The organism is Enterobacter asburiae, assembly GCF_001521715.1.
Classification (GTDB): Bacteria; Pseudomonadota; Gammaproteobacteria; order Enterobacterales; family Enterobacteriaceae; genus Enterobacter; species Enterobacter asburiae.
On sequence record NZ_CP011863.1, the window covers coordinates 2,608,288 to 2,621,393 of the forward strand.

The window sequence follows — 13,106 nt, forward strand, 5'->3', positions numbered from 1 at the left end:
TCCTTAGCCCAATAGAGTGCGCAAGTGCGCCGCAACGCCGTCCTGCGTTACCGTTGTCTGCTCACCAGAGCGCAGGTCCTTCACCACCACTTCGCTGTTAGCCACTTCGGACTCGCCCAGCACCAGTGCAATACTTGCGCCCCACTTATCGGCACGAGCAAACTGTTTTTTGAAGTTGCCGCCGCCATGGTTGGTCATCAGCTTAACGCCCGGCAGCGCATCGCGCACGCGTTCGGCAAGCTGCATCGCCGCAGACTGCGTTTCCGCGCCTGAAGCCACCAGGTATATATCGACAACGGAATCTGCTTTAAATTCCGGATTAACTGCCTGAACCAGCAAAACAAGTCGCTCAAGGCCCATCGCGAAGCCAACAGCCGGGGCTGCGCGACCGCCAAGCTGCTCAACCAGACCGTCATAACGGCCGCCCGCACATACGGTGCCCTGAGAACCGAGGCTGGTGGTCACCCACTCAAACACGGTACGGTTGTAGTAGTCCAGACCGCGCACCAGGCGCTGGTTCACGGTATAGGCGATGCCTGCCGCTTCAAGCAGCTTGCACAGGCCCGCGAAGTGTTCGCGAGATTCTTCATCCAGGTAGTCACCCAGCGCAGGCGCATCGTTCAGCAGTGCCTGAACATCCGCGTTTTTGGAATCCAGAACGCGCAGCGGGTTACTGTACATGCGACGTTTGCAGTCTTCGTCCAGCTTCTCTTTATGCTGTTCCAGGAACGCTACCAGCGCATCGCGGTAGTTAGCGCGTGCTTCCAGAGATCCGATAGAGTTCAGCTCAAGGGAAACGTGATCGGCGATACCGAGGGCGCGCCACCAGCGGGCGGTCAGCATAATCAGTTCGGCGTCAATGTCCGGGCCCTGCAGGCCAAAGACTTCCACACCCAGCTGATTGAACTGGCGATAACGACCTTTCTGAGGACGTTCGTGGCGGAACATCGGGCCGATATACCACAGGCGCTGCTCCTGATTGTACAGAAGACCATGTTCGATGCCGGCGCGTACGCAGCCCGCCGTACCTTCCGGACGCAGGGTCAGGCTGTCGCCGTTGCGGTCCTCAAAGGTGTACATCTCTTTTTCAACCACGTCGGTGACTTCACCAATCGCGCGTTTGAATAACGGGGTCTGCTCTACAATCGGCAAACGGATTTCGCTGTAACCGTAGCTGCCGAGCACCTGCTTCAGTGTGCCTTCAATGCGCTGCCAGATGGCGGTTTCGCCAGGCAGATAATCGTTCATGCCGCGGATGGCTTGAATGTTTTTTGCCACGTTTATTCTCTTTCTATATACAAAAAAAACCCAAAGAATGGGTTCAATCATACATGGGAAGCGGCACGCTTCCCATCACGTTATTTTTCAACCTGCTGAACGCTGATACGCTGTGTTTCGTCCATCATAGCGGCTTTGGCGCGGATACGGGCTTCAAGCTGGTCGATCATGTCGCTATTATCCAGACGATCTTTACGAACGCCATCTTCATAGAGACCACTTTTCTTGTTACCGCCGGTCACGCCCAGAGTTGACACCAGCGCTTCACCCGGACCGTTTACCACGCAGCCGATGATGGAGACGTCCATCGGGGTGATAATATCTTCCAGACGCTGCTCCAGGGCATTCACCGTCCCGATCACATCAAACTCCTGACGTGAGCAGGTTGGGCAGGCAATGAAGTTGATCCCACGCGCGCGAATACGCAGTGATTTCAGGATATCGAAACCGACTTTGATCTCTTCGACCGGATCGGCCGCCAGCGAGACGCGCAGGGTGTCACCGATCCCTTCAGAGAGCAGCAGTCCCAGACCGATCGCGGATTTAACAGAGCCGCTGCGCAGGCCTCCCGCTTCGGTGATCCCGAGGTGCAGAGGCTGGTCGATCTGCTTTGCCAGCAGGCGATAAGATTCAACCGCCAGGAACACGTCGGACGCTTTTACGCTGACCTTAAACTGGTCAAAGTTAAGACGATCGAGATGATCCACATGGCGCATCGCGGATTCGAGCAGCGCCTGTGGCGTCGGCTCGCCGTATTTTTCCTGCAGGTCTTTTTCCAGGGAACCGGCGTTAACGCCGATACGGATAGGAATATTTTTATCGCGGGCGCAGTCCACAACCATGCGGATACGCTCTTCGTTACCGATGTTGCCCGGGTTAATGCGCAGGCAATCAACGCCATATTCGGCCACTTTCAGTGCGATGCGATAGTCGAAGTGGATATCAGCCACCAGCGGAACGCTGACCTGCTGTTTGATCAGTTTGAACGCCTCAGCGGCATCCATGGTCGGGACGGAGACGCGAACAATGTCCGCGCCTACACGTTCTAATGCTTTGATTTGATTGACCGTCGCTTCCACATCGGTGGTGCGCGTATTGGTCATCGACTGAACGGCGATAGGTGCCCCATCGCCGATTGGCACATTCCCAACGTAAATCCGTTTCGATTTTCTACGTTGAATCGGAGCCTGGTTATGCATGAAAAATCTCCCGCGTTGCCCGTCTGTTACTGTGCTGCTGATTGTTCGGCATTAACGGTAAGACGTGCAACCTGGTTAGTTCTGATAAAGCGGCTCAGGTCGACAGGTTTTCCTTGATACTGGATCTGTACCGCTGCCGGAGCGCCGATTTTAAGTTTATAGGGAGCCTGGCCGGTTAGGTTTAACGTGCCATCTTTACGCTGCAGGCCGCTGAACAGTTTTTTACCTGTCGCGTCAGTCACTTCCAGCCAGCAGTCGGCGCTGAAGTTCATCACCAGTGCGTTGGGATCGGCTGCTGTCGCCGTACCTGCCGGGCTGGTTGGCAGATTCGCTGCGCTATTGTCTGCAGGCTGAGTAGCCGCAGGCGCGTTCGCCGCAGTATCAACATTAGCCTGAGAAGGGGCAACAACCGCGTTTTGATCCTGAGCCTGCGGCGCAGCGGTGTTAGCCGTTGCTACCGGAGCCTGTGCAGCATCGGTCGCCGACGCGTCTGGCGCTGCGGTCTGTGGCTCGCTTGAGGAAGCTGCGCCGTCGGTATTCAGCGGCACGCTCTGACCGTTCTCACTTCCGGCCTGGTTGAGTTCGGCGGAGGATTGATCGGCCATAGTAGTAATCTCTTCCTGCTGGGCCTTGTGGTTTTGCCACCACCATGCGCCGGTCAGACCGATCACCACAAACAGCACCAGCCAGGTAAAGCTCATCAGCCAACCATCGCGTTTTTTACGACGTTTCCCCAGGGAGAAGGTCTGCATCGGCGCAACTTTCGCTGCACGGACCGGTGCCTGCTTCTCCATCATTGGCAGTAATTCGTTTTCGGGGATATGCACCAGTTTTGCGTAAGAGCGGATATAACCGCGCAAGAACGTTGAAGCCAGATCGGCAGGTGCCTTATCTTCTTCAATATCGCGAACCGTGGAAACCTTCAGGCACAAGCGTTCCGCAACGGCTTGCTGGCTGAGTCCGAGTTGTTCACGGGCGTTGCGAAGACGAACGCCAGTGGAGAGTGCTTCATGTTGGTCGTGAGTGGCTTCAGTATTCATTCGCTACAACTACTGGTACGTGAAAAATAAGGGTTCAGGTGCCGGTGAGTCACAATGCCACCCGCACCGCGAAACTTCTGGTCAGTTAACCTTGAACAGAGAGTATAAGACTGTCAGCCCGGAGATGACAGTACAGCCCTGCCCGTACGGCTAAACTGTTGTTACGTCGTTACATACTGCCCGAAAGTCGGATGAAACGCACCGTAATTATTGTTCAGTCATCACGAATCTGACTGATTATTCAGTAAGAGTATGCTTCACGGCGCAGATAATGCGCCGTGAGTGCATAATAATCAAACAGCTTTAACCGCGATCGTCTCGCCCTGCATGCGTTTACGCAGGGTACGTTTGGTACGGTCAATAACATCACCTGCCAGCTGTCCGCATGCTGCATCAATGTCATCACCACGGGTTTTACGCACGATGGTGGTGAAACCATACTCCATCAGCACCTTGGAGAAACGGTCGATACGGCTGTTCGAGCTACGGCCATACGGCGCGCCCGGGAACGGGTTCCATGGGATCAGGTTGATTTTACATGGCGTATCTTTCAGCAGTTCAGCCAGCTGATGCGCATGTTCGGTACCGTCGTTGACGTGGTCAAGCATCACGTACTCGATGGTGACGCGGCCCTGGTTGGCGTTGGATTTCTCCAGATAGCGACGCACCGCAGCGAGGAAGGTTTCGATATTGTACTTTTTGTTGATCGGCACAATTTCGTCACGAATTTCATCGTTTGGTGCATGCAGGGAGATCGCCAGCGCAACGTCAATCATATCGCCCAGCTTGTCCAGCGCAGGCACAACGCCAGAGGTAGACAGCGTGACGCGACGCTTGGACAGACCAAAACCGAAGTCATCCAGCATGATTTCCATCGCCGGAACGACGTTGGTCAGGTTCAGCAGCGGCTCACCCATCCCCATCATCACCACGTTGGTGATAGGACGCGTACCGGTTACTTTTGCCGCACCCACGATTTTCGCGGCACGCCAGACCTGGCCGATAATTTCGGACACGCGCAGGTTACGGTTAAAGCCTTGCTGCGCGGTTGAGCAGAATTTGCACTCCAGCGCACAGCCTACCTGAGAGGAGACGCACAGCGTGGCGCGGTCTTCTTCCGGGATATAGACGGTCTCAACACGCTGATCGCCTACCGCAATCGCCCATTTGATGGTGCCATCCGCTGAGCGCTGCTCTTCCACCACTTCCGGTGCGCGGATTTCAGCCACTTCCTTAAGCTTGTTGCGCAGGACCTTGTTGATGTCAGTCATGTCATCAAAATTGTCGCTGCAGTAATGGTACATCCACTTCATGACCTGATCGGCACGAAACGGCTTTTCGCCCATCTCTTTAAAGAACTCGCGCATCTGCTGACGGTTCAGATCCAGCAGGTTGATTTTTCCATTTTTATTGGGAACCGCAGGAATGGCGACTTCGGAGGTATTCACTAATTCAGACATAATATTTTCCGGCCTCGTTGTTACACGTTATGGCCCATGGAGGGTTGAATAGAAACGCCCCGGAAAGCAGTCTGCTCGTCCGGGGCGTTGCATTGTACAAAGTCTGGCGCAGGGATGCCACGTTTGGACGCGGCATTTACGAAAATAATGTGTAAACGAAACCGTTAAATTAACGGGTGCGTGGACACACTTCGCCTTCTGCGAAGAAGAAAGCGATTTCGCGTGCAGCAGATTCAACAGAGTCAGAACCGTGGGTGCCGTTCTCGGTGAAGCTGTCCGCATAGTCAGCGCGCAGAGTACCTGCCAGCGCGTTGTCCGGGTTGGTTGCGCCCAGCAGATCGCGGTGACGCTGTACTGCGTTTTCGCCTTCCAGCACGGATACCACGATTGGACCGGAGGTCATGAACTCAACCAGGCCGTCAAAGAATGGGCGACCTTCGTGCTCAGCGTAGAAGCCGCGAGCCTGCTCAACGGTCAGGTGCAGCATTTTGGTGCCAACAATTTTGAACCCTGCTGATTCAAAGCGAGCGAAGATGCTGCCAATAACGTTTTTTGCCACCGCGTTTGGTTTGATGATGGAAAAAGTACGTTCAATAGCCATGATAACCTCTGTCAATGTTCTGTTGTTTTGCATACCTGAGTATGGTGTGGCGCGGATTATAATGAGCAATAGCGCCATTGCCTATGGATTCAGGTAACATTTTTTTAAAATAAGACGAGTTTTAGCAACAGCTCACATCTGAAAGCTGTTTTCAGATCACTGCAGCGTAAAATTCACCGTCGCGACCTGCCCGGTCTCATCCATAACGAGTAACTGATAATCGCCCGATTTATCAAGCAGTAATGTGTAAACTCTTCCCTTCACATTCAGCGGTTCACCGTTCAAAAACCACCAGCGCTCACCGCTATTGCCGGTCGCCTGAAGCGGCAGCGAAACGCGGGATTCCCCCGGCAGACGTTTGATGACGGCCCCTTCGCGCACGCCTGTCAGGATGAGTGGCGCAGGTGCGTCCTGCGACAGCGGAGGACAGGTGGTTGATGAAGGAGGGACCCGTACCGCACGACGCTCGGTCGCCGGCAGCCAAGGCTCCAGCGGCAGCGGCCAGACATCAAGGACTTTTTCAGTTGCATCAGGGCAATCTGCCGCCACGCGTTTACCCGTTTTATCCAGCCAGACCGGAAAACGAATGCCGCGTATCCCTTCCTGTTCGGGCAATAGCAGCGTGGGCGGCTCACTCCCTTCCAGCAGCCAGGTCGACAGGCGACGCCGACAGTTTTCACTCCCTTCCGGCAGCGACTGGCCGCCCGGCCAGCAGATCACGCCCCGCCCGACGCTCTCCGGACGCGGGTCGCGCGGCAGGCGGGCCTCGTCTACCGTTGAGCGCGACTGAAGCAGGTTATTGACCTGGTTTAATAGCGGAACCGCGCTGGCGAAACCAAACTGCCCCGCTACGGGCGTGCCGTCCGGTCGTCCGGTCCAGATGCCTATCACGTAACGGGCATTCAGACCGATGGCCCAGGCATCGCGGTAGCCGTAGCTGGTGCCGGTTTTCCACGCCAGCGGCGCGATCTGCGGTAACGCATTATCCGGCAGCGGCTGCGCCTCGTTCGCCAGAATACGGCGAATAATCCACGCCGAGCCTTTCGACAGCAGCGGACGTTCAATCAGCGGATCGCCCGGCTGTAACCGCAGCCTTCCCGCCTTACCGTGTCGGGCAAAGGCGCTGTAGGCAGCGGCGATATCCGCCAGCCGCGCGCCTGCCCCGCCGAGGATCAGGGACAGATTCGGTTGCGCCCCCGCGGGCAGGATCAGCGGCAATCCCGCGTTGCTCAGCATCCCGGCAAACCGTTTTGGCCCGTAGGCTTCCAGTACCTGTACCGCGGGCAGGTTGAGGGAGCGCACCAACGCTTCACTCATGCTGACCGGTCCGTGGAACCCGCTATCAAAATTCCCTGGGCGATAATCACCGGTTTTTCTGGGAACGTCCTGGAGCAGCGAGGCGGGATGGATCAGGCCATCGTCCAGCGCCATACCGTAAATAAAGGGCTTTAACACCGATCCCGGGGATCGGATCGCATTGACCATATCCACGTGGCTGAAACGCGTGTCATCGTTAATATCCACCGAGCCGACCCAGCCACGCACTTTCATATCGGTGTGATCCACGACGATCATCGCCAGCGAGCTGCGTGCTGGCAGGCGAGATTTCCAGTTCATCGCCAGTTCTTCCAGCTGCCGCTGTAGTCCGGCATCCAGCGTGGTGACAATTTTAGTGTCGCGGCTTTTGCCTAGCATCATGCGTGCAAAGAGCGGCGCCAGCTGCGGCATCTGCCGGGGCGCCAGCCATACCGACTCCTCCCGTGATTCTATGACCTGCTTCGCGGACCAGACGCCCTGCGTTACCATGCGGTCTAGCACTTTGTTGCGCGCCGCCTCGGCCCGGTCAGGCCAGCGGTCCGGACGTAAGCGGCTGGGTGCCTGCGGCAATACCGCCAGCAGCGCCGCTTCGGAATAGCTGAGCTGCGACGGCGGTTTGCCAAGATAGGTCCAGCTTGCCGCCCCAACGCCCTGCAGCGTGCCGCCAAAGGGGGCACGGTTGAGATAGAGCGTCAGGATATCGCGTTTAGAGAGGTGCCACTCCAGCTGCATCGCCCGCCAGAGCTGACGAACTTTGCCGCCAAAGGTGCGCGGATGCGGGTCCAGCAGGCGTGCCACCTGCATGGTGAGCGTACTGCCGCCAGAGACGACTTTGCCAGAACTGAGATCCTGCCAGGCGGCGCGCAGAACAGAGAGCGGGTTTACGCCAGGATGATCCCAGAACCAGCGATCTTCGTACTGGATCAGCGCCTCAAGATAGCGGGGAGAGACCTCTTCAATCGTAACCGGATAGCGCCAGATACCGTCGCTATCGGCAAAACGCCAGAGCGGCGTGCCCTTCTCATCCACCACCACCCGGGCGGGGTTAACCTCTTTCAGAGGCAACGGCCACAGGCGGTCGGCGGCGACGATCAGCCCCCATAAAACGAGAAGCGCTCCCGCCAGCCATAGCCAGCGGGAGCGTGTCAGACGTGCCATTCGCATATTATGGAACAACAATCAGCGGGCCGCTGGCCGCCCCCGTTGCCCGCCACTGCGGAACGTACATAGACTCCACCATCGGCACCGGCACCAGGTAGGTTCCCGGCGTCACGGCACGGGCCAGATAAACCAGCGTGACCGGCTGACCTTCGTTTACCGGCACGGCAGCCACAAAGCGGTCGTCGCGGAATTCCATATGCTGAATGTCCGCTTGCTGCATCTGGCTGAGCAGGTTCTGTACCTCACTGCCGCTGTCCTGCAGGCTGGCGCTGCTGCTCGCCAGGTTCTGGTTTTCGAGCTCCAGACCCGCAGGGAGCAGATCCACCACCAGCGCATCCGGCACGTTCTGGTTGGCTTTAACTTCCAGCCACACCAGCACCAACTCACCGCTCTTCAGCGAAGAGAGCGATTTACTGCTGCCGTCGGTTGCCAGGATATGACGTTCCACCTGCAGCACGTTCGCGCTCGGCTGAGGGGCATATTCCGGATAACCGGTGCTGTCCAGGCGTACCCACAGCGGTGTTGTCCCGGTATTGGTCACCTGCAGCGCGCCAAGCTCGTCGCCGCTCACGTTTTGCACCAGTGACTTATCGCCGCCTGATGCGGTCTCAGACAGCGAAGTTTTCGCCTGCCACGCACCAGACAGGGTTTGCAGCGAGCGTCCAGCCAGGAACAGCGCATTGCTCTCCTGCGTTGACAGCCAGCGCTGGCTGAAGGCCTGTTCAGACAGGGCATTCAGCAGCGTATTTTGCGCATCAGGCAGCAGCTTGTACTCCTCCAGAAGAGAGAGCATCAGCGCGTTATCGCGAAGCTGGCTGCCGTAATCGGCCATCCAGGTTTTGCTGTCGTTACGCGATGTTTTGAGCGCCAGATCCAGCGCCTGCTGGCTTCGCGGCGCATCGCCCATCAGTTTGAGCGCCATGCCCAGCTGCATCAGCGGCAGCCCGGAAGCCGCCTGCTCGTGGCGATCCCAGATTTCACGCAGCGCGCCCAGCGGCGCTTTTTGCTGACGTGCCAGCACCAGCGCGGCATAGGCCTGCACGGCAAACTTGCTGGCCTGAGTATCATCGCTGTAGCGAATGGACATCATTCCCGGATCCTGCAGGTAGCGCAGCAGGCGGTTATTGGCGTTATTCACTGCATCGGCAGGTACGCTGTAACCCTGCTCGCCCGCGCGCACCAGGAAGTCGGTCACGTAGGCCGTCAGCCAGTACTCTTCCGGACCGTTTTTATCCCACAGCGCAAAACCACCGTCCTCACGCTGCATCTGCAACAGGCGAGAGATGCCAATATCAATCGCCGCACGGCGCTTGTCATCGGTGTCGCCCTTGATGCCAAGTGCAGTCAGCTGCGCCGCGTTGGTGTAGAGCGACGGGAACAGGCCACTGGTGGTCTGTTCCAGGCAGCCATACGGATACGCCTGCAGTTCGCGAATATAGCGCGCCAGGTTAAGCGGTGGTTTGCCGCTCAGCAGCAGTTGTCCCTGCAGGGTAGCAGGAGAGAAACCGTTACTATGCTGCGCCGGTGCGGTCCAGGACTCGCCGGGGTTCAGCATGGCACCGGTATTCACCGTCTGCGCCGGGAACGCCGGACGCACGCCGATTTTCCAGCTCTTTTGCTGCGGTGCGAAAGTCTCGCCCGGAAGCTGCAGGCCGGTCACCTGAGCGGTCACCTCACCGTCACCATAACCCTCCAGCGCACGCACCGGAATAAACAGGGTGCTGCGCGCGCCCGGAGACAACTGAACCGGCTGCGGCTGCCCGCCTTCCAGCGACAGTTTGCCTGTCGCGGTCAGGGCGACATTCAGCGTTTGCGGCTTGTCGGTCAGGTTGGTGAGATCCAGCGTCAGCCGTGAGGTGTCCCCGCTTGCCAGGAAGCGCGGCGTGTTAAGCTCGGTAATGACCGGCGCGGCCACTACAACCTTGCTTTCACTGCTGCCGAAATCGTCTTCCGTCCAGGCCTGCGCCATCAGACGCAGCTCGCCGTTGAAATCACCAATCGGCAGCGTAATTGTGCCTTCTCCGTTGGCATCCAGCGTAACCGGCTGTGCCTGCTGGGCAATAATGGTGACGTGGTTCACCGGCGGCTTACCGCCGCGCTTCAGCTCATCACCGTCACCACCAAAGCGCAGCGCGGCCAGGCGGCCCTGCCCTTCGATGACCTGTCCGTAGATATCGTAGATATCCGCGCCGTAGCGCTTCTGGCCGAAGAAAGCCTGCCACGGATCGGGCGTAACGTAATCGGTAATATTCAGCACGCCGCTGTCCACCGCCGAGACAAGCACGTTCACTTTCTGCGGCACCGCACCCTCTTTCACGCTGGCTTTCACCTTCACCGAGAGCGTCTGGTTTGGACGCATTTTCTGCGGGTTATCGAGCGCAATGTTCAGACGGCGATTTTCATCGCCCATCGGCAGATGCAGCAGGCCGACCGCGCGTTTCGGCGTGGCGGATTTGGATTTATCACCAGGACGCACCACCAGCGTACTCAGGTAGAGATCGTGACGTTTCCAGGCTTTGTCGACCGGGATAGCGAGATCGAGCCCGTTTGCCGGTACGTCAATCTCTTTCCACCACAGCGGCCCTTCGCTGGACTCAATCATCGCATAGCCCTTACCTGCTGACGGCGCTGCAATGTGCAGGTTAATAGTATCGCCTGGCTGATAGGCTGGCTTATCCAGCTTCAGCGTCACGCGGTCAGGCCGAGCGGCCCCGGTGCCGTCGCTGTTATCCTGCCAGCTGTAGCCAGCCCAGAAGCGCACGCTGCTAACCATCTCATCAGGCGCTTTAACCTCCAGACGGTATGAGCCCCACTCCACCGGGAAGGTGACTTTACCCGTCTCGTCAGCCTTGAGAGTCAGCTCCTGCTCGCCTTCAACCAGGTCTTTCTGATCGAACTGAGACTGCCAGCCTTCGCTCTCAGACCAGTTCCAGAAGTAGTCACGGCGCTCGCGAATGAGACGAACCTGTAACCCTGAAACCGCTTTTTTCGCTCCGCTGGCATCGGCGTAAACGATGTCGAAGCTGGCATTGCCGTTCTCGTCAACAATCGGCTGGTTGACGGTGGTATCGGTTCGGTAGTCGTAAACGGCTTTACTGGCGAACTGAGGGCGGATACCCGGCAGCTCAGCCGCCGGCCAGATGGCCTGCTCAGCGCGACGCGTCACCGGACGACCGCCCGACTCCAGCAGGCTGGCCTGCAGGATCAGCTGCAGCGGAGAATGCACCTCTTTCCACTGGCTTTCGGTAGAAACCTGCCCACGCCCCTGCTCATCAAGCGTAAGCTGAACTTCATCCAGGCTGCGGCTCAGGTTCTCCTCGGCGATATCGCCAAACTGGAAGCCCGGCAGCGCAGCCACCGCGTCACGCAGCGGACGCAGGAAAAGCTGGCCCTGCAGAGAATTACCGTTGGCCGGGGCGCCATACAGGTAATAGCCCACCACGTTAAAGTCCACGTTATCCTGCGGTGAAACCGGCGTTTTTTGTCCGCTCAGGTTGAGCGCCATACGCTCTGGCATGAAGTCTTCGACGTGGAAGTCCCACATGCGCTGTAGGTTATCGCCCGCGTTGGCGCGGATATGCCACATACCGGTCTGCGCCCCGCTGTCCAGCGGATAGTTAAAGCGATAGAGCCCGTTCTCTGGCTTGACGACAATCGTACGCGCGACCTGTCCATCCGGGCGCAGCACGTCAAGCTTCACGGGCTGATCCGGAAGCGGCTTACCGTCACTGTCGCGCAGTAAGCCGTTGAGGATCACCGTTTCACCCGGACGATAGAGATCGCGCGGGCCAAACATAAAGAATTGCTTGCTGTAGCCGGGGCTCCCCGCGATATCAAACTCTGCCAGGTCGAGTGCAGGTAGCTTGAGGTCAAGCAGCGTGGTCTGGCCATCTTTACTGGCCAGAATCAGCGCGGCCTCTTTGTCCGTTTCAAGCTTCGCATGACCGTCAGCGTCGCTATTTGCCTCGGCGAGCGTCTGGCCTTTGTCGTTCAGCAGCGTGACGGTCACGCCGGACTGCGCCGCACCGTTTTCCAGACTCTGAGTGAAAATATCCAGGCGGTTATGGTAACGGTGAGCGGACAGACCAATATCGCTTAAGGTAAAGAGCGTTGCGGCGTTGCTGTAGTTGTAGTGCCCTGCCTGGTTCATGACCGCGATATAAACGCCAGACTGCTGGAGCGGTTTAATATCCTTCAGGGGCAACAGCAATTTTTCGCGCGTATTGCGTGCCGGATTAAGATCGAATCGACCGGTGTAAACCAGCTCCGCCATCTTCAGCAGGTTATCGGATTCCCAGTTGGTCAGCGAGTTACGGTACTCCCACTGGCTGACAAGGGAGGCCAGCGATTCCGGCTTCACGCGGTAAAAGTTGACGTCGACATTGTTGACGTTGAGCGCCATCACCGGCAGACCTTCCACCACCTTACCCGGCAGCAGCGAGCCGCGGCTGGCAAAACCAACGGTGGGTTCAATGTCCCGGGTGGTCAGGGCTTTTTCATAATCAATGCCAAACGTCGCCTTGTTCAGCGCCTGCAGGTCACGTTCAACGGTGACGACCAGGTTACGGTTAGGCTCCAGATGGCGCAGTCGAAGCTCTTTCAGGTTAGGCGCAAGTTCCCACGCCCCGTCAACCTTACCGCTTTTCTTATCCACGACATGCACCGTTTTGGCGAAATCCTGATCGGGATTTAGCGGAACAGAAAAGGTCAGCACCAGCGTGGCGGCACCGTCGAGCTGAACTTCTGAGGTATCCAGCAACGTCAGCGCTTTTCCCTGACTCTGGGCAGCCAGTTTAGCCAGCGTTTCAGCATTAGGCTTTTCTGCAGCTTTCGGTGTAGATGCGGTGGATGCCGCGGGAGCCGCAGCCTGAGATTTATCGTCGCTGTTATCACAGCCGACAAGCGTAAACGTGGTAAGCAGCGCAAGAGAGAGCGCGGCTAAGCGAAACGGTTTCATCCTTTATCCCTGGCCCATGGAGCCTGTTGGTCGTCGTCCGGATAAGTATTATCCGCAAGTTTCATTAATTCAAAAAGATCAATTTTAAAATCT

General features: G+C 57.6%; 7 protein-coding genes. All 7 read right to left on the reverse strand.

Going from position 1 to position 13,106, the window contains the following annotated elements:
- Positions 1–3: 3 nt before the first annotated feature.
- The 7 genes from hisS to ACJ69_RS12735 all read right to left on the reverse strand — a co-directional run bounded on the left by hisS (position 4) and on the right by ACJ69_RS12735 (position 13,013).
- Positions 4–1,278 (reverse strand): histidine--tRNA ligase, encoded by a 1,275-nt coding sequence (gene hisS, locus ACJ69_RS12705; protein ID WP_059347140.1) that lies wholly within the window; start codon positions 1,276–1,278, stop codon positions 4–6.
- An 80-nt stretch (positions 1,279–1,358) separates the two neighbouring features.
- Complete coding sequence (gene ispG / locus ACJ69_RS12710) at positions 1,359–2,477, reverse strand: flavodoxin-dependent (E)-4-hydroxy-3-methylbut-2-enyl-diphosphate synthase (RefSeq protein ID WP_023308814.1); 1,119 nt, start codon at positions 2,475–2,477, stop codon at positions 1,359–1,361.
- A gap of 26 nt (positions 2,478–2,503) precedes the next feature.
- A complete protein-coding gene (gene rodZ, locus ACJ69_RS12715; protein ID WP_029740679.1) occupies positions 2,504–3,517 on the reverse strand; it encodes a cytoskeleton protein RodZ in 1,014 nt (337 codons plus the stop codon).
- 293 nt (positions 3,518–3,810) lie between these two features.
- On the reverse strand, positions 3,811–4,977 hold the full coding sequence (locus tag ACJ69_RS12720) for a bifunctional tRNA (adenosine(37)-C2)-methyltransferase TrmG/ribosomal RNA large subunit methyltransferase RlmN (protein ID WP_014171168.1): 1,167 nt from the start codon (positions 4,975–4,977) through the stop codon (positions 3,811–3,813).
- Positions 4,978–5,146: 169 nt separating this feature from the next.
- Positions 5,147–5,578, reverse strand: a complete 432-nt coding sequence (ndk, locus tag ACJ69_RS12725; protein WP_003860625.1) for a nucleoside-diphosphate kinase — start codon at positions 5,576–5,578, stop codon at positions 5,147–5,149.
- A 156-nt stretch (positions 5,579–5,734) separates the two neighbouring features.
- Positions 5,735–8,059 carry a peptidoglycan glycosyltransferase PbpC gene (pbpC, locus tag ACJ69_RS12730; RefSeq protein WP_059347141.1) on the reverse strand — a complete coding sequence of 775 codons (2,325 nt, stop codon included), beginning with the start codon at positions 8,057–8,059 and terminating at the stop codon, positions 5,735–5,737.
- A gap of 1 nt (position 8,060) precedes the next feature.
- Positions 8,061–13,013, reverse strand: a complete 4,953-nt coding sequence (locus ACJ69_RS12735) for an alpha-2-macroglobulin family protein (protein ID WP_059347142.1) — start codon at positions 13,011–13,013, stop codon at positions 8,061–8,063.
- Between the last annotated feature and the right edge of the window lie 93 nt (positions 13,014–13,106).